The organism is Microbacterium sp. A8/3-1 (assembly GCF_040267695.1).
GTDB classification, from domain to species: domain Bacteria; phylum Actinomycetota; class Actinomycetes; order Actinomycetales; family Microbacteriaceae; genus Microbacterium; species Microbacterium luteolum.
Genome location: NZ_CP158357.1, coordinates 3,209,350 through 3,230,427, shown reverse-complemented (window position 1 = coordinate 3,230,427; position 21,078 = coordinate 3,209,350). Strand labels below are relative to the sequence as shown.

Annotated in this window: 17 protein-coding genes; 1 reads left to right on the top strand and 16 read right to left on the bottom strand. The window is 70.9% G+C overall.

Features of this window, described 5'->3' with window-relative positions:
* Nucleotides 1-2: 2 nt before the first annotated feature.
* The 7 genes from ABS642_RS15815 to ABS642_RS15785 form a co-directional block, all read right to left on the bottom strand.
* Nucleotides 3-1,190, bottom strand: a complete 1,188-nt coding sequence (locus tag ABS642_RS15815) for a M20 family metallopeptidase (RefSeq protein ID WP_350350846.1) — start codon at nt 1,188-1,190, stop codon at nt 3-5.
* Entirely contained in the window at nt 1,187-1,975 is a 789-nt protein-coding gene (locus ABS642_RS15810; protein ID WP_350350845.1) for an ATP-binding cassette domain-containing protein, read from the bottom strand. The genes ABS642_RS15815 and ABS642_RS15810 overlap by 4 nt, the downstream gene beginning before the upstream one ends.
* The gene (locus ABS642_RS15805; protein WP_350350844.1) at nt 1,972-3,765 is read right to left on the bottom strand and encodes a dipeptide/oligopeptide/nickel ABC transporter permease/ATP-binding protein; all 1,794 of its coding nucleotides are present in this window, start codon (nt 3,763-3,765) and stop codon (nt 1,972-1,974) included. Before ABS642_RS15805 ends, ABS642_RS15810 begins: the two co-directional genes overlap by 4 nt.
* Before the next feature lie 5 nt (nt 3,766-3,770).
* Nucleotides 3,771-4,814, bottom strand: coding sequence for an ABC transporter permease (locus tag ABS642_RS15800; RefSeq protein WP_350350843.1), 1,044 nt, complete (start codon nt 4,812-4,814; stop codon nt 3,771-3,773).
* A 4-nt stretch (nt 4,815-4,818) separates the two neighbouring features.
* On the bottom strand, nt 4,819-6,399 hold the full coding sequence (locus tag ABS642_RS15795) for an ABC transporter substrate-binding protein (RefSeq protein ID WP_350350842.1): 1,581 nt from the start codon (nt 6,397-6,399) through the stop codon (nt 4,819-4,821).
* 67 nt (nt 6,400-6,466) lie between these two features.
* On the bottom strand, nt 6,467-8,041 hold the full coding sequence (locus tag ABS642_RS15790) for a hydantoinase/oxoprolinase family protein (protein WP_350350841.1): 1,575 nt from the start codon (nt 8,039-8,041) through the stop codon (nt 6,467-6,469).
* The gene (locus ABS642_RS15785; protein WP_350350840.1) at nt 8,038-9,141 is read right to left on the bottom strand and encodes a DUF917 domain-containing protein; all 1,104 of its coding nucleotides are present in this window, start codon (nt 9,139-9,141) and stop codon (nt 8,038-8,040) included. The genes ABS642_RS15790 and ABS642_RS15785 overlap by 4 nt, the downstream gene beginning before the upstream one ends.
* Before the next feature lie 73 nt (nt 9,142-9,214).
* On the opposite strand from ABS642_RS15785, the gene ABS642_RS15780 reads away from it, so the two are divergent.
* Entirely contained in the window at nt 9,215-10,693 is a 1,479-nt protein-coding gene (locus tag ABS642_RS15780) for a helix-turn-helix domain-containing protein (protein WP_350350839.1), read from the top strand.
* Between the two features lie 91 nt (nt 10,694-10,784).
* Here the strand turns inward: ABS642_RS15780 and ABS642_RS15775 are convergent, their stop codons facing one another.
* The 9 genes from ABS642_RS15775 to ABS642_RS15735 are packed head-to-tail and all read right to left on the bottom strand — an operon-like array spanning nt 10,785 to nt 21,005.
* Nucleotides 10,785-11,924: a CoA transferase gene (locus ABS642_RS15775; protein WP_350350838.1), complete on the bottom strand. Its 1,140-nt coding sequence runs from the start codon at nt 11,922-11,924 to the stop codon at nt 10,785-10,787.
* Entirely contained in the window at nt 11,921-13,516 is a 1,596-nt protein-coding gene (locus tag ABS642_RS15770; protein WP_350350837.1) for an amidohydrolase family protein, read from the bottom strand. The genes ABS642_RS15775 and ABS642_RS15770 overlap by 4 nt, the downstream gene beginning before the upstream one ends.
* Before the next feature lie 7 nt (nt 13,517-13,523).
* Entirely contained in the window at nt 13,524-14,993 is a 1,470-nt protein-coding gene (locus tag ABS642_RS15765) for an amidohydrolase family protein (RefSeq protein WP_350350836.1), read from the bottom strand.
* A gap of 23 nt (nt 14,994-15,016) precedes the next feature.
* Nucleotides 15,017-16,018, bottom strand: coding sequence for an ornithine cyclodeaminase (locus tag ABS642_RS15760; RefSeq protein WP_350353452.1), 1,002 nt, complete (start codon nt 16,016-16,018; stop codon nt 15,017-15,019).
* 23 nt (nt 16,019-16,041) lie between these two features.
* Entirely contained in the window at nt 16,042-16,680 is a 639-nt protein-coding gene (locus ABS642_RS15755) for an FMN-binding negative transcriptional regulator (protein WP_350350835.1), read from the bottom strand.
* Nucleotides 16,677-17,528 (bottom strand): MaoC family dehydratase N-terminal domain-containing protein, encoded by an 852-nt coding sequence (locus tag ABS642_RS15750; RefSeq protein WP_350350834.1) that lies wholly within the window; start codon nt 17,526-17,528, stop codon nt 16,677-16,679. Before ABS642_RS15750 ends, ABS642_RS15755 begins: the two co-directional genes overlap by 4 nt.
* The gene (locus ABS642_RS15745) at nt 17,525-18,754 is read right to left on the bottom strand and encodes a CoA transferase (RefSeq protein WP_350350833.1); all 1,230 of its coding nucleotides are present in this window, start codon (nt 18,752-18,754) and stop codon (nt 17,525-17,527) included. The genes ABS642_RS15750 and ABS642_RS15745 overlap by 4 nt, the downstream gene beginning before the upstream one ends.
* Nucleotides 18,751-19,728 (bottom strand): hydroxymethylglutaryl-CoA lyase, encoded by a 978-nt coding sequence (locus tag ABS642_RS15740; RefSeq protein WP_350350832.1) that lies wholly within the window; start codon nt 19,726-19,728, stop codon nt 18,751-18,753. Before ABS642_RS15740 ends, ABS642_RS15745 begins: the two co-directional genes overlap by 4 nt.
* Nucleotides 19,725-21,005 (bottom strand): hydroxymethylglutaryl-CoA reductase, degradative, encoded by a 1,281-nt coding sequence (locus ABS642_RS15735; protein WP_350350831.1) that lies wholly within the window; start codon nt 21,003-21,005, stop codon nt 19,725-19,727. The genes ABS642_RS15740 and ABS642_RS15735 overlap by 4 nt, the downstream gene beginning before the upstream one ends.
* Between the last annotated feature and the right edge of the window lie 73 nt (nt 21,006-21,078).

Sequence of the window (21,078 nt, the reverse complement as noted above, 5' to 3'; positions counted from 1 at the left end):
AGTCAGCCGCGCTCGAGCCTCCGCCAGGCGAGCTCGGCGAGTACCTGCGCCTGCAGAGGCAGCACCGCGTCGTCGAAGATCGCATTGTCGGCGTGCAGCGGCAGCGGCCCACTGTCGGGCGCGGCACCCACGAAGACCAGGGCGCCCGGCACCTCCTGCAGCACGTAGGAGAAATCCTCCGAGGCCATCGACGGCGCCTCCAGCCGCGTGACGCGCTCCGCCCCGACCAGATCGTCGAGCACCGCGAGCACCTCGCGCGTCTCGGCCGGGTCGTTGTACGTCACGGGATACGACGCGATGAACTCACTCTCGAACGCGCAGCCGTTCGCCTCGGCGATGCCGGCGAGCAGCACCGGCAGCTGCGTGCGCACCGTGTCCAGCGTGGTCGACGAGAGCGTGCGGATGTTCGCCTCGAGAGAGACGCTGGCGGCCAGCACGTTACTCGCTTCGGAGTCGCTGCTCAACCGGGTGATCGAGATCACGGCCTGGTCGGTGGCGGGCAGCCGCCGCGCGGCGAATGCCTGCACCGCGAGGATGAGCTGCGCGGCCACCGGCACCGGATCGATCCCGAGCTGCGGGAACGCGGCGTGGCCGCCGGTGCCCCGGAGGGTCATCCGCATCGCGCTGGCGCTGGCCATCATGGCGCCCCCGCGCGTGACGAGCTGACCGCGCGGGGTCGCGCTGTCGACATGGATCGCGTAGGCCGCGACCGGCCGCTCCCCCGCGGCGTCGAGCACGCCCTCCTCGATCATGATGCGACCCCCGGCCTGCCCCTCCTCACCGGGCTGGAACATGAAGATCACGGTGCCGGGCAGGTCGTCGCGGCGGGCGACCAGCAGCCGGGCGGCACCGAGGAGTCCCGCCATGTGCAGGTCGTGGCCGCACGCGTGCATCGCACCGGACGTGGAGGTGAAGGGCAGGCCCGTCGCCTCCGCGACCGGGAGGCCGTCCATGTCGCCGCGAAGCAGGACCACCGGTCCTGGGCGACCGCCGCGGAGGACAGCCGTGATCGACGACAGCGAGGTGCCGCGGGTGATCTCGAGACCGAGGCCCTCCAACTCCCGCAGCAGGATCCCCTGTGTCTGCGGAAGGTCGAGGCCGATCTCCACCGCCTGGTGCAGCTCCCGCCGCACCGCGACCAGTTCCTCTCGCAGCTCTTCCGCCGTGGCATCTGCGAAGCGTCTCGTCATCCGAACTGCATCCTCTCGCCGAGCACAGGCACCGCGTCGAGCAGGTCCTGCGTATAAGGGTCCCCGGGAGCCGCGAGCAGCGTCTCCGTCCGGCCGGCCTCGACCAGCCTTCCATTCCGCATCACGCACACCTCGTCGCTGATGTACCGCACGACCGCGAGGTTGTGCGAGATGAAGAGCATCGACAGGCCGAGGTCCTGCTGCAACTCACGGAGGAGGTTGAGGATCGCCCCCTGCACCGACACGTCGAGCGCGCTGGTGACCTCGTCGGCGATGAGCACCGACGGCTCTCCCGCCAGCGCCCGTGCGATCGTGATGCGCTGCCGCTGGCCGCCGGAGAACGCTCCGGGCCTCTCGTCCGCGCGATCCGGATCCAGGTGCACCTTCGCCAGCAGTTCCCGGACGCGTGCCACGCGTTGGGCCCTGGTCCAGCGGCGGCCGGTCGCCCGCAGCGCCTCGCCGATCGAGTCGCCGATCGGCATGAGCGGGTCCAGCGCCGAGAACGGATCCTGGAACACGAGCTGCATCCGACGGCGAGTGCGGCGGGCCGCGGAGTTCGTGCCCACGGCATCCGCTCCGTCGACCCGGATCGAGCCCGACTCGGCGCGCACGAGCCCCACGGCGGCAGCGGCGATCGTGCTCTTGCCCGATCCCGACTCCCCCACGAGCCCGACGGTGCGTCCCTTCGGCACGGCGAGGCTCACGTTCTCGACCACACGGGTGCGGCCATAGCGGACGCTCAGGTTCTCGATCTCGAGCGCGTTGACGTTTTCCGGCGTGCTCACACCGTCACCTCCCGGTCGTCATGGGCGTCGTCGTGGGTCTCGTCGAGCGCCTCGGGCACGAGCTCGGGCGGGATCACCGGCAGCGGCCGCGTGCGGTCGCTGTTCATGTCGGGCAGGCAGGCGATCAGCGCCTTCGAATACGGATGCCGGGCGTCCTCGCGGATGCGGCGCGCGTCGAGGGTCTCCACGGCCCGGCCGTCCTTCATCACGATGACCCGGTCGCAGAACGCCGACACGAGCGCGATGTCGTGCGAGATAAACACGATCGCCGCGCCCGTCTCCTCCTGCGCCCGGTGCAGCACGCCCATGACCTGGCGCTGCACCGTCACGTCGAGCGCGGTGGTCGGCTCGTCGGCCACGATGAGCCGCGGACGCCCGGTCATGGCCATCCCGATCATCGCCCGCTGCCGCATACCGCCGGAGAACTCGTGCGGATACTGCTTCAGCCGCTGCGCGGCGTTCGGGATGCCGACGGCGTCGAGCGCGTCGGCCGCGCGCGCCCGTGCCTCCTTCGGCCGCATGCCCATGTGCACCTCGGGCACCTCGGTGAGCTGCCGACCGACCGTCAAGGCCGGGTTCAGCGAGGTCAGCGGATCTTGGAAGATCATGCCCAGCTCGACGCCGAGGCGGGCGCGCTCGGCGGGCGACGGCGCCCGCGTCATGTCGATGCCGGCGAAGGTGTGGGCGGACGTCGTGACGATGGCGTCGTCGCCGAGGAGGCCGGCGAGCGCCATCGCCGTCAGCGACTTGCCCGATCCGGATTCGCCCACGATGCCGACGACCTCGCCGCGGGCGACGGTCAGGTCCACGCCGCGGACGCGCTCGATGGTCCCGCCGTCGGCGGTCGCGAACGCGATGCGCAGGTCGCGGATCTCGGCGACCACGTCCCCCGCGGATTCCCCGGTCTCGGCCACGAGTTCGCGGCGACGGGCGGAGATCGTGACGGCGCCTGCGGCCCGCGCCCTGACAGCGCGGAGTCCCGCGCCCCGGGAACCCGCGACCGCCTCGCTCACCATCGTGAAGACGAGTCCCGCGAGCACCACGGCGAGGCCGGGGCCGAGTGCGGCCAGCGGGTTCACGTAGATACGCAGGATCCCCTCCTGCAGCATCCGCCCCCAGTCGTACTCGGGCGCCTGCACGCCCAGGCCGAGGAACGACAACCCGGCGAACGAGAGCAGCGTCACGCTCGCGGTGGCCGCAGCGTTCACGAAGAACGGGTTCGCGATGTTCGGCAGCACGTGGCGCAGCAGCACGCCTATCGGTCCGACGCCGACCACCCGCGCGGCCCGCACGTAGTCGCGTCCCGAGACGGATGCGGCGAGGTTGTAGACCAGCCGGGCGAACGAGGGGATGCCGGCGAAGCCGATCGCGAGCATCGCACCGGTCGCCGTCGCTCCCCAGATGACCGTGAAGAACAGCACCATCAGCAGCCACGGGAACGCGAGCAGGATATCGAGCAGCCCGGTGAACAGGCGTCGCGGATGCTTCGGCAGGATGCTCGCGACGAGCCCGAACACGATCCCGCCGCACAGCGCGATCGCGGTCGCACCCAGAGTGAGCAGCAGCGTCAGGCGCGTGGCGACGAGGACTCGAGCGAGAATGTCGCGGCCGAGCTCGTCAGTGCCGAACGGGTGGGCGGCGCTCGCGCCGAGGAGGCGGGACGAGACATCGGTCGTGGTCGCCGCCTCGCCCCAGATGGTGGGGCCGGCGACGGCGACGAAGAGCAGCAGCGCGCTGCCGGCGATCGCGGAGATCGCGATCGGATTGAGGAACCTCTTGCGCGGAGACATCGGGATCAGCCCTCCGTGATCGACGAGCGCGGATCGATGGTGGCGAGGATGACGTCGACCACGAGGTTCACGCCCAGCACGATGAGGGCGTAGACGATGACGACGCCCTGCACCATCGGATAGTCCTTGGCGCCGACCGACGAGACCATGATCGACCCGAGTCCAGGAATGGCGAACACGGCTTCGATGAGCACCGTCGCCGCGGTGAGTCCGGCCAGGATCATGCCGCCGACCGTGAGCGTCGCGGTGACGATGTTGGGCAGCGCGTGGCGCAGATGGATCAGGCGCCGCGGCAGGCGCTTGGCCCGGGCGGTGGTCATGTATGTGGTGTCGAGCACCGCCAGCATCTCGACCTGCACGATGCGCACGAGGTAGGCCATGGGACCGATCGCGAGTGCGATGACCGGCAGCACGGCATCTGCCGGCGCGCCCCAGCCCGCTGCGGGCAGCCAGCCGAGCCGCACCGCGAAGAGCGAGATCAGTCCGACCGCGAGGAGGAAGCTGGGCACCGCGATCAGGATGCCGAGAACGGCTGACACGGCCATCGACAGCCCGCGGCGGCGACCCGAGCGGGCGAGCACAGCCGCGCCGATCCCTGCGGGGAGGGCGCCCACGACCGCGATGACGAACGCCAGGACCGCGAGCAGCAACGTCGTCGGGAATCGCTGGCCGATCACGTCGGCGACCGGTCGTTGCAGACGCACGGACGTGCCGAGATCGCCGGTGAAGAGACCGCCGATGAAGCGGAGGAACTGCTCGGGCATCGACTTGTCGAGCCCGAGCTGGATGCGTGTCGCCTCGACGAGCTCGGGTGTCGCGCTCTGGCCCAGGGCCGCGCGGACCGGGTCGCCCGGTACGAGGTACATGAGCAGGAACGAGGCCATGATGACGACGGCCAGCGAGACGACCAGTCTCCCGAGTCGGCGCAGCAGGAAGGCGGTGCGCGGAGTGAGCCCCCGGCGCAGGCGGCGCTCCTCCGCCCGCGCCGCCAGAGCGGCCGTGGTCGTGTCGACCACGTCAGCGGTCGCGAGCGGAGGAGTCGTCGTCATGATGTCAGCCGAGCATCCGGATCGAGGTGGGCTGGATGAAGTTCGGCAGATCGAACGTCGCGCCCGACTGGTAGGTCGGAAGGATGTTGTCGATCACCGGGAAGACGTCGAAGCGCTCGATGAGTTCCTTCTCCGCATCCTGCCAGATGCCGCACGCGTCGTCCGGGCTCGCACTGGAGGCCTCGGCCACGAGAGCCGAGTACTCCGGGTTGTCGACCCACATGAAGTTCAGGCCGCCCTCGTCCGGCGTCGCTCCATCGAAGAACACCGACAGCAGCACCGGGCCGCCGGGGGCGATCTGCACCCAGCCTGTGTCCCAGTCGAACGACGTGTAGAGCTGCTCGGACCAGGCCGCCGCGTCGTTGCCGGAGAGCTCCGTCGTCACGCCGAGGCCGTCCCATGTCTCCTTCACGAGCTCTGCCGCAGCAGCGTGCGTCGAGGTGGGCGCGTTGTAGACGAACTTGATCGTGAGCGGCTCGCCGTTCTTGTACCGCAGGCCGTCGGACTCGAGCAGCCATCCGGCCTCGTCCAGCAGTTCTGCGGAGCGGTCGAGGTCGGTGTCGGGCAGCGACCATTCGGGCTTGTCTGCGACGCACAGCAGCGGGTTCTTGGTGACGAGGGAGATCGACTCCAGACCCTCGCCGTCGGCGATCACCGTGCCGACCTCGTCGCGGTCGATCGCGGTCGACAGCGCCTCGCGCACGAGCGGGTCGGAGAACGGACGCCCCTCCTTCTCGTTGAACAGGATCTCGCCGACCGGGTTGCGCACGCCGACGAAGGTGAGGCCGGCGGAGTCCAATCGAGCCCGATCCGCCCCCGAGATCGTCGCAGCGTTGATCTCGCCGGACACCAGCAGGTTCGCGGCGGTGCTCTCGTCGGTGACGACGCGCGCCTCTATCGTGTCGGGAAGTCCCTTGGTCTCGCTGGTCACGTCGTCGGGACCCCAGGTGTAGTCGTCGCGCTTGGTGAACGTGTAGGTGTCACCAGGCTTGATATCGCTGAGCGCGAAGAGGCCGGTACCGTCGGTCGCGTCGGACATCGTGGTCGGGTCGGCCAGGCCGGCGTCGCAGACCAGCTGGATGGTGCCGATGTTGACCACGAGGAACGGGTTGTTCTCCGTGCTCGTCACGGTGACGGTGTTGCCGTCGGCCGTCGCCGAGATCTTCTCGTCGATGACGGAGCCGTACGAGAACGTCGCGTTCTCGGGATCAGCGTTGTAGTTCAGATTGTCGGCGACGGTCTGCCCGGTGAACTCGGACCCGTCGGCGCACGTGATGCCGTCCTTGAGAGTGAAGACGACCTCGGTGCCCGTCTCCTCCCAGCTCTCGGCGAGCCACGGTTCGAGCTCGCCCTCGGGCGTCACGGCGATCAGCGACTCGTAGGCCAGGGCGAGAACGGAGAAGGTGTCGGGCGAGACGGCCTTGAGCGGGTTGAGGTCGCCCGGGTCGTCGCCGACGGCGGTGACGAAGGTGCCGCCCGAGACGACTTCACCTTCGGACGGACCGGTCGAACCGGCGCAGGACGTCAGCGTCAGCGCGAACGCAGAGAGAACGGCGGCCACGGGTACTGCGGTACTGCGTTTCATTGCGATCTCCTCTTATCGGGTGGGAAGTGCTCGGGTACAGATTGCTCGGGGACAGATATGGTGCGGATCAGCGGACGGGAGCCTCGGCGGAGAGCCGGGCGAGGGGCCCTGCGGCCTTGACCGTCACGTTGACGGTGGGCTGGGCGGTGTACGGCACGTGGGTCTCGAGCACCTCGACGACCGACACCTGCAGCGGGTCGGCTCCCGCCTGGATGGCCTTCGCCACTGCGGCCTCGGATGCCTGCTCGATCGCGGCATCCCGGTCACCCATCGGGGCCATCTGGTCGGCACGTCCGCCGGCGAGCGAGATGGCCGCGCCGACCGCGTTGGCGACGCCGCCGTGATCCGGACGCAGGATGCGTCCGGCGCTGGCGAGCCGGTCGGGCACGAGAAAGCCGCCGCCGCCGACCACCACCAGCGGGATATCGAGACGTCCGAGCGAGAGGCGCTCAACCGCTTCTTCCAGCCGGTCCGCCACCACGGCGAGCGCCGCTTCCAACGCCTCGGATACGCTCGCCGAAAGCGACGGAAGCGCGCGGCCGGCTACCGGGCTTCCGGCGAGCGCCGCGGCATCCGTCAGCGTCGGGGTGGAGCCGCCGAACAGCAGCCCCTCCGGGTCGATGCGGTAGCCGACGGAGTCCGGCCCGACCCGCCCGGAGGCGACGTCGACGACCGTTCCGCCGCCGATGCCGACGCTGAGGATGTCCGGCATCCGGAAGTTCGTGCGCACGCCGCCGATCTCGCGCGGCAGCGTGGATTCGCGCGGGAAACCCCCGACGACGACGCCGAGATCGGAGGTCGTGCCGCCGACGTCGATGACGATCGCGTCGTCGTGGCCCGACAGATAGGCGGCGCCGCGGATGGAGTTCGCCGGTCCCGAGCCGATCGTGAGCACGGGGTATTGCGCCGCGTAGTCGAGCGACATGAGCGTGCCGTCGTTCTGCGCGAAGAAGGTGGCGGCATCGAGTCCTTCCTCGGCGACGACCGTGACGAGCGCCTCGGTGACCGAGCGGGCGACGCTGTAGAGCGCGGCGTTGAGCAGCGTGGCGTTCTCGCGTTCCAGCAGGCCGGTCGGACCGATGTCCTGGCTGAGGAACACCCGGGTGTCCTGACCCAGGTGACCGCGGAGCAGCTCGGCGACCTCGAGCTCCTGGTCGGGGGACGAAGGGCTGAAGATCCCGGCGACGGCGATCGCGTCGAAGTCGTCGAGTCCGTCGACGAAGCGCAGGATCCCGTCGCGATCGAGCGGCGAAATGGGTGTGCCGTCGACCATGTGGCCGCCGCCGAGCATCGCGGAGCCGGCGAGCACCATGCGCACCAGGTCATCCGGCCAGCCGGTCAGTGGCGGGTACTCGGTCGCCGCCGGAGCCCCGAGCCGGATCATCGCGACACGGTCGAGCTGACGACGCTGCACGATCGCGTTGGTCGCGTGCGTGGTGCCGAGCATGACCCGCGAGACGCGGGAACGGTCCTCGCCGATCGCCGCGAGCACGTCGGCGATTCCGGCGCGGATGCCGCCTGTGATGTCATCCGTCGTCGCCCGCTTGGTCCAGGCCAGCACTCGGCCGTCACCGTCGAGCACGACGGCGTCGGTGTTGGTGCCGCCGACGTCGACGCCGATCGCCAGGTCGCGCGCGATCATCGGGTTGCTCCTTCGAACGGGACGTACGGGAGGTCGTAGCCGAAGGCCGCGGGTCCGGCGAGCTCCAACCCGCGCGGGGTGCGCCAGATCGGATCACAGGCCCAGGCGAGCACGGACACCCGCTGGCCGAAGCGCAGCATCTCGGTGGTGATCGCGTGCCCGGTCTCGGCGTCGATGATCGTGATGAGGTCGGGCACGCTGGCCAGCACGGCGCCGTCTTCGAGCACCAGGAGGTTCTCGTTCTGCAGCTCGAGACGCTGCAGGCGGCCGCGGTCGGCGCCGGTGCCCGAGATGGTGACCGAGCCGCGCACGAAGCCGCCGGCGGTGCGGCGGTCGAGGTCGGTGATCTTTCCGGTCATCAGCACGCGGGCGTCGAGCTCGGCGGCCACGGCGTTCACCGGATCGGATGACGACATCAGCGCATGGCCGACGCGGATGGAAGCGCTCACGGTCCCTTCGATCACGGCGCCGCGCACCTGCTCGGCGGTCATCGGGTAGTGCGCGCCGAGGCAGATCGAGCCGCTCGCGACGGTGAGGGCGCGCGCGTGGCGCTCGAGCCAGTGCAGATCGATGGTCTTCATGACCGAGATGTTGCCGACGACGTCGCTCTGGACCGCCCACTCGCACGGCACCCCTGCGACGTTCATCGCGACCATCGCGGCGTCCGGGAACGCGCGGCCCATGCCGTCGGCGTCGAGCACCTTCAGTCCGAGGCGGGCTGCCCAGCCGACCGGCTGCACGCCGTTGCCGCCGCCGATCTCCGCCGCCATGAGCGTCGTGACCTTGCGGCCGAGCAGCCGCTCCGCCTCGGCGAGCAGCGCGTGGATCTGACCGGTGGCCGAGAGCATCTCGATGCCCACCGTGGGGGCGCCGATGCCCGACATCAGGATGACGACGTCGTCGGGTCCGAGGTCGTCGACCGTGACGAGCGGCACGGGTCCGTGATCGCGCAGCGCGTTCTCGACCATGATCTGGCTGGTGTACACGGCGCCACCGCCGCCGGTGCCGAAGATCGCGGTGCCGATGCCGAGCGCGGCGACGTCATCGACCGTGATCTCGGTGATGCGCTCGGTGCGCGCGATCGGGGATGTCTGTGCCATGTGTTCACGCTACGGTCGGGGCGAACGACCGACAATGTTCTGAGAAGCCAGTGTTTCCCGGCATACTGTGCGAATGGCACAGTACACGCTGGAAGACCTCCGGGGAGATGCGAGTCGCCTCGGACTGCTGCACGTCGCGGGACCCGTCGACTCGCGCATCGTCGTCCGCGTCGACATGGCCGCGGTCGATCGACTCGACGCCGTGCCCGCCGGGACTCTCGTCATCGTCCCGGGCGACGAGCAGCCGCCGCCCTACCGGATCGACGTCGCACTGCGGCAGGCCAGCGCCCGCGGACTGGCCGGCATCGTGTTCACCACCGGCCTCGCCCTCGCCGAGACCGCCACGGTGCTCGCGACCCGGGGCGGCGTGCCGGTGTTCTCCGCCGCCGGCACCGCAGCCGCGGAACTCGCGAAGACCATCGACCGCGCGATCTCCGGCGGCGCATCCGAAGCCATGATGCGCGGCGCGCACGCGGTGTCGGCGGCCACTGAGGCGGCGTCGGCATCCGAGAGCACTCCGGAGAGCATCCTCGCCGCCGCGAGCGGAGCGCTCGGCATCGAGCTGTCGATGATCGCCGACCCGACAGCGACGTGGGCGGCATCCGACGCCGTCTGCATCGGCGAGGTACCCGTAGGACGACTGGTGGCGGCGACCACCGACGGCGCCACGGCCGTGTCGGTGCCCGTGATCGCGTCGCTGCTGTCGCGCGTCGTGCAACGCCAGAGCCGGGACCGCTACGCCCCCACCCAGTCCCGCGCCGACCTGCTCGTGGAGCTCGTGCTCGCCGAGTCGTCGCGCGTCGAGGGCTTCGTCGGGCAGGCCGCACGGCTCGGGCTGCCGCTCCCCCAGTCGCACGTCGTCGCCTGGCTCGCGCCGACCCACACCGCCGACCCCGAGGCCCGCGCACCGCGCAGCGTGCAGCCCGCGCTCGAACTTTTCGTGCTGCAGCTCGTGGAGTCGCGCGAGGAGATGTGGCACGCGGCGTTCCTGCAGGACGACCTCATGCTGGTGTGCACCGAAGAGCACGGTGCCGGCGACCACCAGCGCCGGGTGCGCGAGGTCGCGCGGCTGATCCAGCACCAGGCGCGCGAGCTCGCGGGCACCGAGTGGGCGTACACGCTGGGGCTCGGCACGCCGAAGCTCGGCGCGCTCGGGCTGCGGCAGTCGGCCGCCGAGGCCCGGATCGCCGCGGAGTCCGCGATCGCCGCCGGGCGTCTGGGCGGCGTCGAGCTGACCGACGTGACGGGGCTGCGGCGCGTGCTGCTCGATGTGTACGCGTCGCCGATCAGCCGCGACCTGCTGCACGACGTGCTCCGCCCGCTCGACGACCTCGGTCCCGAGCGCGCTCTGAACGCCGTGCGGACACTGCTCGTGTACCTCGCCCACGGTCGCTCGCTCGTACACGCGGGCAAGGAGCTGATGCTGCACCCGAACGGCGTCGGCTACCGCATGCGCCGCATCCGCGAGCAGCTCGACATCGACCTCGACGATCCTGATGTGCGCTTCGCGGTCGAACTCGCGTGCCGGGTGCGGCTGCTCGGGGCCGGGTAGGCGACCTGGCTCGCGTGAAAAACTCCTCCGATCCTTCCGGCTGAGGCCCCGGATCGGCCCGGATGGCCCGCACTCGACCGTTCTGGAGGAGTTATGCACCGACCTCGGCGCGCAGAGCAGCACCGTCGGCGTCGAGCTGCGGCGCGCGCGGGAGGTGCGCGGTGCCGTTCGTTCCCAGAGCCGACCGGGCGATCGAGACGCCGTCGTCGTGCTCGATGAGCCCCAGCGCCGCGGCCTGCTCGCCGGCCGCTGCCTCTTCGGGACTGCGCACCCGGGCCACGAGCACGCGGGCTGCCTTCAAGCGGGTGACCACCTCGTCGAGCGTCAGCCCGCCCACCCGCGCGGCGAGGGCCGCCTCGAGCTCGTCGCGACCCTCGACGCGCGCCTGATTGCCGGCCCACCTCGCACCGCCGAGCGCTTCGCCGAGATCGAGCGCCCCGACCAGCCGTGCGAACATCGCGTCGTTCGTCGCGCCGAGCACGACGCTGCCATCGGCGGCCGCGAACGCCCGGTACGGCACGATCGACGGATGCGAGCTGCCCCACGGCTTCGACGGCGGCCCGCCCGCCGAGGTCGCCGCGATGACCGTGCCGAGCGAGCTCAGCGCTGTGGCGAAGAGCGAGAACTCCAGGCGCCGGCCCGCACCCGTGCGTGTGCGCTCGAGGAGCGCGGCGAGCACGCCGTTGATCATCGACATGCCGGTCGCGATGTCGACCATCGCCACCCCGGAGCGCACCGGGTCGGCGCCCTCGTACCCCGTGACGCGCATGAGCCCCGACTCTGCCTCGACCGTGACCGCCGTGCCGGGTTCGGCAGCCAACGGCCCGTTCGGCGAGAAGCCGCTGATCGACGCGTAGACGAGCCGCGGAAACCGTTCGCGCATCGCCGCCGGACCGATTCCCAGGCGCTCGGCGACGCCCGGCCGGAAGCTCTCGACCAGCACGTCGGCCGAGCCGATGAGCCGGTGCGCGACCTCGCGGTCCGCGGCATCCGTCAGATCGAGCGCGATGCTGCGCTTGCCGCGGTTGATCGCGTGGAAGTACGCGCTCGCGCCGTGCACGAAAGGCGGCCCCCAGTGCCGGGTCTCGTCGCCGATGCCAGGCTGCTCGACCTTGATCACGTCGGCGCCCAGCTCTGCGAGCGTCATCGTCGCGTAGGGCCCGGCCAGCAGCCGCGTGAAGTCGATCACGCGGATGCCGGCGAGCGGCAGGAACGCGCCGTCTCCGGTCATGCGTGCTCGATCTCGCGGACGAACACCTGCTCGCCACGGATCCAGGTCTCCGCCACCCGCACGGCGGCGATCTCGTCGTCGGGCACGGTGAAGACGTCGCGCTCGAGCACAGCGAAGCTTCCGTCGTACCCGGGAGCGAGCGTGCCGACACCGGTCAGCGGCGACAGCGACGCCGCGCGCGACGTGTAAAGCAGCAGTGCCTGCGCGACCGTGATCGCCGCCTCGGCACCGAACTCGATTCCGTTGTAGGTGCGGCGGCGCACGGCGGCCTCTACCGAGAGCATCACGTCGTCCGCACCGCTCCACGCCGTGGCCGGCCGGTCCGACGACAGCGCGAGCGGATCGAGGCCCGCGTACAGGCGGGCGATCGGGTACGCATCCGGTACCTGCTCGACGCGCAGAGCCTTCTCGTAGCCGTCGTACTCGGCGAAGAAGAACACAGTGTGCGTGGCGATGCCGAAGGTCATCCGCGCCGACGCCAGACGAGCGAGGTACGCGTCGCTCACGATCGTGGCGTGCTCGATGCGCACCGAGGGGATGCCGTCGAGCCAGGGCTCCGCGTCTTCGAAGAGCTCGACGACGCGGTCGAGAGCGCGGTCGCCCATCGCGTGCACGGCGAGCTGCACCCCGTTGCGCCGCGCCCAGTCGCCCGCGGCGAGCACATCGGCGTCGTCGACCAGGCGCAGACCGTGGTCGCACGAGTCCGGGTACGCCTGATGCACCCACGCCGTGCGGTTGGAGTAGGCGCCGTCGAGCACGACCTTGACTCCCGCGACCCGGATCTGGCCCTCGCGGTCGCCGGCGTCGAGGTCGGCAAGCGGCGCGGCGGGGTCCCATGCCGGATACAGGGCCACCTGCGTGCGGAGCCCCCGCTCCACCGCGGCGCGGAACGTCGCGAGCGGCTGATCGATCCGCGTGGAGAACAGGTCGCAGACCGCGACGATACCGCGGGTGGCGAGCTCTTCGCCGATCGACACGATCGCCGCGAGCTGCTCCTCGCGGGTGGGAGCGGCGACGAACGAGACCACCGCGTCGACGGCGGCGAGCTCGGTCAGCACCCCGTTCGGCTTCCCGTCGGCGTCGCGTCCGAAGCGGGCGCCGTCAGGGTCAGGGGTGTCGGCGGTGATGCCGGCGATCTCGAGGGCCTTGGTGTTGCAGACCGCGGAGTGGGCATCACAGCGCCACACCAGCACCGGCCGGTCGGTGCTCACCCGATCGAGGTCGGCGGCGGTCGGCATCCGTCCCTCGGGGAACTTCGTATCGTCGAACCCGCGGCCGAGCACCCAGGCGTCCACGGCGATTCCGGCCGCATGCCGCTGCAGCACGGCCACGAGGTCGTCGGGCGAGAGCACGGCCGGCGGGAAGCACTCGGCGGCGAGCGCGGTGCCCGCGAGGAGCGCCGGATGCGTGTGGCTGTCAAGGAGGCCGGGCAGCACGGTGCGGCCGCCGAGGTCGACGGCATCCGCATCCGACACGTCGGCCGCGTCGCCGACCCACTCGACGAGCCCGTCGGTGACACGGAACGCCGAGGCGAACGCGGTCTCGGACTCGCCGGTGAACACCCGGCCGTTGGTGAAGGTTGTCGTGGTCATGTCGTCCTCAGATCGTTCGCCAGGTGAATCGGCCGCCCAGAAGGGTCGCGGCGACCGGCATCGCGCGCAGTTCGTCGCGATCGCTCGAGTAGGGGTCGCGTTCGGTGAGCACGAGATCGGCCGGCTGGCCGATCTCCACCGTCGTGCGAGCGGATGCCGCGAGCGCGACGTCCAGCGGCAGACGCTGCTCCGGATGCCACGCCTCGCGCGCTCCGCGGCTGCGTGCGGTCGCGGCGCTCAGCGAGATCCACGGATCCAGCGGAGCCACGGGGGCATCCGAGCCGAGGCGCAGCGCCGCGCCGGAGCGATGCAGCGACCCGAACGCGAAGGCACGCCCGGTGCGGCCGGACCAGTGCCGGTCGGCCACGTCGCGGTCGTCCATGGCGTGCTCAGGCTGCACGCTGGCGATCAACCCCAGAGCGGCGAAGCGGGCGAAGTCGTCGTCGCGCACGAGCTGGGCGTGCTCGATCACGCCCTTCATGCCGAGCGCCTCGAAGGTGTCGAGCACCTCGGTGTTGGCACGGTCGCCGATCGCATGGACCGCGGCCTCGATCCCGGCGCCGCGCGCGCGTTCCAGCAGTCGTCGCAGCTCCGGGATCGGCACACTCTCCATGCCGCACGCGTGCGGGTGCCCCGGGTCTATCCCCGGATAGGGATCCCAGCACCACGCCGTGCGCGTGTTCAGCGAGCCGTCGACCACGACCTTGAGACGCCCGAAGGTGATGAGCCCGTGCTCGTCGACGACGTCGCCGGTGCGACGGCCGGCGGCGATGACAGACTCCAGCCGATCCGGCCACACCGCGATGTCGGCGCGCAGACTCGTCAAGCCTCCGGCTGTCCGCTCCGCCCACTCCGTCACGTTGTCGGTGTTCTCGTATTCGACGATGCCGACCACGCCTCGCGCCGCCGCCGCATCGGCCGCCTCACGGAAGGCGTCGGCCGGGAGTGCGGATGCCTCGTCGAACGAGTGCAGCAGCTGGATCCACGGGCCTTCGCGCAGCAAGCCGGTTTCATCGAGGGAGAGACCGAACCGGGATGCGGCGGCCCGGTTCATCCAGCCGCAGTGCAGGTCGCCGCTCACGAGCACGACCGGCACATCGGACACGACGGCGTCGAGCGCGGCGAGCGTGGCCGGTACCGGCCAGAGTCCGTCGCGGAACCCGTAGCCCATCAGCATCCCGTCGCTGAGCGGCGCGCTCGCCGCCCGTGCGCGGCGCACGACGTCGAGCACGTCGTCGGCGCTCCGCGTCTCGGTCAGGTCGAGCCGGCGACGACGGATCACATGCTGGGTGAAGTGCACATGCGCATCCCAGAACCCCGGGCCGACCCAGCGTCCGTCGGTGGCCACGGCCTCACCCTCCGGCGCAGCCGAGCCGGCCGGGGCGATCGACGCGATGATCCCGTCGCGCAGCACGAGGTCGACGGGCTCGCCGCCGTCGAACGGCCGCACTCCGGTCAGGGTCACGGACTCGGTCATGATGCTCCGATCTGAAAGGCGCGTCAGAGTGCGGGAACGGGCGAGTGCGCGAAGCCGAACAGGTCCTTCGGGTCCTCGGGCGCCGCGACGAGGTCGATCTCCGTGTCGAGTCCGCTTCCCGCGAGGTCTGCCCGCAGATGCCGCAGCGCTGAGAAGTCCTCGATGGCGAAACCGACCGAGTCGAAGATCGTCACCTGCTCGGCCGAGGTGCGTCCCGGCGCGAGGCCGGCGAGCACCTGCCAGAACTCCGTCACCGGGAAGTCAGCCGCGACGTTCTGGATCTCGCCCTCGACGCGGGTCTGCGGTGTGTACTCGACGAACACCGGCCCGCGATCGAGGATCCGCGGGTCGAGCTCGGTCTTGCCGGGGCAGTCACCGCCGATCGTGTTGATGTGCACGCCGGGCGCGACGTCGGCATCCGTCAGCACCTGAGCCACCGCCTTGTCCGCCGTGCAGGTCGTGACGATGTCGGCACCGGATGCCGCCTCCGAAGCAGAGCCGCAGACCGTGATGTCGAAGCCGCGCGCACCGAGGTTGCGGACGAACTTCTCCGATGCCGCGGAGTCGACGTCGTAGATGCGCAGCCGCGAGATGCCGAGCACGCCGCGGAAGGCCAGCGCCTGGAACTCGGCCTGGCTGCCGGCGCCGATCATCGCCATCGTGCTCGAGTCCGGGCGCGCGAGCCGGCGCGCGACCATGGCCGACGTCGCCGCGGTGCGCAACGCCGTGAGCAGCGTCATCTCGGCGAGGAACACCGGGTAGCCGTTGTGCACGTCGGCGAGCACGCCGAACGCGGTCACGGTCTGGTAGCCGCGACCGGGGTTGAACGGGTGACCGTTGACGTACTTGAACGCGTAGATGTCGGGGTCGCTGATCGGCATCAGCTCGATCACGCCGAAGGGCGTGTGATTCGCGACGCGCTCGCTCTTGTCGAACGACTCCCAGCGACGGAAGTCCTCCTCGATCGTGTCTGCCATCTCGGTCATGATCGTCTCCGCGCCGCGGCGCGAGATCCACTCCACCATGTCGGCCACTCCCACGAATGCGGTCACGCCGTCACCTCCTGTCCATTGGTGCTCGCGATGCGATCGGCGAGCTTCGGGTTCTCGTAGGGGCCGGGTCGCCGGAGTGCCGCGACGATCTTCGCGATCACGTCGGCCGGCTTGTCCTGGCTCATCTTGTCCTTCGCCTCGAACCGGTCCACGCGCAGGCGGAACCCGACCGTGCCGTGCACGATCCGCTCCGCGTACGCGGTGTTCTCCAGCGTGCGATACATCAGGAACGGCTCCGGCAACGGGCTCTCGAACCACGCGACCAGCCGGTCCAGCACCCGCAGGTTCTCCTCGTCGGAGAGGATCTCCGGCGTGCCGTGCAGATGCGCGACCGCGAAGTCCCAGGTGGGCACGGCCGGCGACACGTCGTACCAGCCGGGCGAGACATAGCCATGCGGCCCGTAGATGATGACCATGACCTCGTGCTCGCCGAGGCGGTGCAAGCGCTCGTCGGGGCGACCGACATGGCTCACGAGCACGATGCCGTCGGCATCCTCCTCGAGCAGCATCGGGTAGTGCGAGGCGACCAGACCCTCACCGGGCACGTGCGTCACGATCGTCGCCCACGGGTTGTCGCGCACGAGCGCGCGGATCACCTCGACATCGTCGAGCACGTAATCGGGGGTGTGTCTCATGCGCGCGGCTCCCAGTCGATGTCAGCGGTCGCCAGCACCACGTCGTCCGGGTCGACAGCGGTCACCCGGGTCGTGTCGCCGGCCGTGCGACCGACGATGCGCAAGAGACGATCGACGAGCACCGGCGCGGTCGCGCGCACGTCGAGGCGGACGGGCACGCGGCCCGGGGTGTTCCGCCGCGCGACATCCATCAGCAGGATGCGGGTGAGCGGGCCGTGCACGAGCAGGTCGGGCAGCCCTTCGACATCGCGGGCCCAGGCGCGGTCGTAGTGGATGAGGTGCGTGTTGAAAGTGAGCGCCGAGAACCGGAACAGCTGCCGCGCGTCGAGGGTCAGCTCCTCCTGCCAGTCGGCTTCGGCCACGACGGCCGGGTCGGGGCGGGGCGCCCGCGCCGGAGCATCCGGATCCGCCGCATCGAGGAACACATCGTGCCAGACGGTCCGCACGGCCGTCTCGCCGTCGACGGCGTACTCGCGCTCGACATCGACGAACACCAGGCGTCCGCGCGAGCCGTTCTTCGCCACGACGCTGCCGAGCGACGCCCTACGGGTGACGTCGTCGCCCACGCGGATCGGGCGCAGGAACTCGGTCGTCTCGCCGGCATACATCCGCCGCGGCAGATCGATCTCGGGGATGATGCCGTCACGGGCGGGCGTGCCGTCAGGGCGCAGGTCGGCGAGCGCGGCATCGAACGGGAAGAACACGCCCTCCCAGGCGGCCGGCAGCACATCGACGTCGGCGAGCGCGGCATCGGCCGCCGCGAATGTGCCACGATACGCCTCGACGGTGGTCGCTGTGATCCGCTCGGTGCGCACCTCGCTCGTGGAGGCGCGGTCGGAAGCGCTCACGGCAGTGCCCCCGCGGCACGCAGCTCGGCGATGCGCGCGGCGTCGTAGCCCGCGAACTCGGCGAGCACCTGGTCCGCGTGCTCCGCGAAGCGGTTGGCCGTGCGCGCCGGGGTCGCGGGCGTCGCCGAGAGCTTGATGGGCTGGCCGAACATGCGCAGCACGCCCAGGTCGCCGTAGTCGGCCTCGACGATCATGTCGCGCTCGGCTGTGCCCGGATCCTCGACGACCTCGCCGATCGTCTTCACCGCGGTGAGCGGCACGACATCGCCGGCGAGCTCTTCGAGCTCCTTCTTGGTGCGCGAGGCGAGCCAGCCGGCGACGATCGGCTTGACCCGGCGCTCGTACACGTCGGCCGCGAACCGCTTGCGCATCGTGTCGATCTCTGGGTCGCCCTTGTGCTCGGGCGTGCCGAACAGGTCGCAGCTCGCGTTCCAGAGCTTGTCGGTATACGCGCCGAAGAAGACCTGCCCGTCGGCGCAGTCGAACAGCTCGTAGGGCCGCACCCACGCGTGCGCGTTGCCCTGCGGCGAGGCCACCGTGCCGTTGACGGTGTAGTCGACGACGGCGGTCTCGGTGAGCGCGACGATGCTGTCGACCTGCGCGACGTCGACCACCTGCCCCTCGCCGGTCGCCTCCGCGTGACGGAGCGCGGCCAACGTGCCGACGACCGCGAACAGGGTGGCGGAGAGGTCGCCGATCGTGACGCCCACGCGCACCGGCGGATGCTCGGCGTAGCCGTTCATCGACCAGATGCCGCCGGCCGCCTGCGCTGTGTTGTCGAAAGCGGGGCGCTTGCTGCGCGAGCCGGTGCGGCCGTAGCCGGAGATGGCGGTGTACACGAGCCGAGGGTTGACCTCGCGCAGCACCTCGTAGCCGACGCCGAGCTTCTCCATCGTGCCGGGGCGGAAGTTCTCGACCAGCACGTCGGCGTTCCGGACCAGGTCCTTCAGCACCTCCTTGCCCTCGGGCGTGGCAAGGTCGAGGCCCATGCCGAGCTTCCCGCGGTTGTACTGGGCGTAGTAGGCACTGAATTCCTCCTCGCCGTCGGTGAGATACGGCGGGAAGCCGCGCGACACGTCGGGGTCGCGAGGGTTCTCGACCTTGATCACGGTCGCCCCGAGGTCGGCGAGCATCTGCGCGGCGTACGGACCGGCGAGCACGCGCGACAGGTCGATCACGGTGACCCCGGCGAGCGCGCCGGGAGCGGGGAGCGTGGTGTCGATCATGCGGGCGTGACCTCCTGGAGAGATTCGGGAGCATCGATTCCGGCGGCCGCGAACGCCCGGGCGACGTTCGACTCCGGGCGCACGTTGCGGATGCGCGAGAGCCAGAGCGTGGTCGCGGCCAGGGCGCCGAGATCGAGTCCGGTCTCGATGCCGAGCCCATGCAGCATCCACACGAGGTCCTCCGTGGCGAGGTTACCGGTCGCGCCCTTCGCATACGGGCATCGGCCGAGGCCGCCGATCGAGGCGTCGAACTCGGCGACGCCGTACTGCAGCGCGGCGTGCACGTTGGCGAGCGACTGCCCGTACGTGTCGTGCAGGTGCAGGGCGATGGCCGAGACGGGGATGCCTGCAGCCAGGGCCTCCTCGATCATCCCGACCGTGTGCCCGGGGGTCGCGACGCCGATCGTATCGCTGAGCGCGATCGTGCGGGCGCCCGCCTGGTGCAGGGCCGCGACCGCCTCGACGACGGCATCCGGAGAGACCGATCCCTCCCACGGGTCGCCGAACACCATCGACACGTAGCCGCGCACCGGGATGCCCTGCGCGGTGGCGGCGGCGATGACCTCGACGGCCCGGTCGATCGCGCCCGCCCGCGTGGTGTTGAGGTTCGCCTGCGCGAACGACTCGGTGGCGCTGACGACGACCGACACCTCGCGGATGCCGGCATCGATCGCGCGCTGCAGGCCGCGGAGGTTCGGGACGAGGCCCACGGCGCGGGCGCCCTCCGGCACCTCGAGACCGGCGACCACCTCCTCGGCGTCGGCGAGCTGGGGGATCCAGGTCGGCGGCACGAAGCTGGTGACCTCGAGGTCGCGGCTGCCCGCGGCGTAGAGCCGGCGGCACAGCTGCGTCTTGATGTCGGCGGGGATGATGTCGGTCTCTGCCTGCAGGCCGTCACGCGGCCCCACCTCGAACACGGTCACTCTGGCCGGGAGGCCGTCCTGGCGGATCACGGTCGGGGCGGGAACGGTCATGCGCCCGCTCCGCCGCCGCGCAGCTCGGCGAGCACTTCCTTCGCGTATTCGACGCGGATGCGGCGGTCGGCGACGATGCGCGCGGCGACCGCGCCGATCTCGTCGACCTCGGCGCCGGCACTCGCGGCGATCGTGCGGGCGTGCAGGGTCATGTGGCCGCGCTGGATGCCTTCGGCGGCGAGCGCACGGCACGCGGCGAGGTTCTGCGCGAGTCCGACCGCGGCGATCACGGCAGCGAGCTCGCGCGCCGTCTGCACGCCGAGGAGCTTGACGGAAGCCTGGGCCGTGGGGTGGGCGCGGGTCGCGCCGCCGACGAGACCGACCGCGAGCGGAACCTCGAGAGTGCCGACGAGGTTGCCGTCGGCATCCTTCTCGAACTGCGACAGCGCCGCGTACTGCCCGCTGCGGGCGGCGTGCGAGTGGCAGCCCGACTCGACGGCGCGGGTGTCGTTGCCGGTCGCGAGCACCACCGCGGTGATGCCGTTCATGATGCCCTTGTTGTGGGTGGCCGCGCGGTACGGGTCGGCCTCGGCGAACGCGCTCGCGGCGACGATGTCGTCGACGACCTGCGGCCCACCGAGCAGTTCGGCGTCGAACACGGCGCGGGCCCGGGTGACGCGTAGCTCGGCCTTGTTGGTGAGGATGCGCAGCAGCGTGCGGGTGCCGGCGACCTCGGCGATGCGGGGGGCGATCGCCTCGGCCATCGTGTTCACCGCATTCGCGCCCATCGCGTCCTTCACGTCGACGTGCAGGTGCAGGATGACCTGCACCCCGGCGCGGGTGGGGAGCACGCGGACCGAGATGTCGAAGGCGCCGCCGCCGAAGGACACGAGCACCGGGTCCTGCTCGTTCGCGAGAGCGAGCAGCTCGTCCTTCGCCTCGAGCAGCGCGAACCGCGTGCCGTGCGGGTCGACCGCGTCGAGCACTTGGATCTGCGCGATCATCACATCTCCGGTGTAGGAGGTGGTGAAGCCGCCGTGCGCCCGCGCCATGCGCGCCGCGTTCGAGGCGGCCGCGACGACGCTGGGCTCCTCGGTGGCCATCGGGATCAGGCGATCCTGGCCGTCGATCGTGAAGTTCGTGGCGACGCCGACGGGGATGCCGATCATCCCGACGACGTTCTCGATCATGTGATCGGCCTGCGCGAGGCCGAGCCCGCGGTCGGGCCGGAGCGCGTCGAGCACGGTGGGCTCCAACTCCGCACTCCGCGCGACGAGAGCGAGACGCTCGTCGGGCGTGTGGTCGCGCAGACCGGAGATTCGGCTGTTGGTCGACATCGCCACCTTCTTTCGTGACAGCGTCCGGATCGTCGGCGCTGTGGTCACCTCGACACTAGGAGCGGCGACAGGC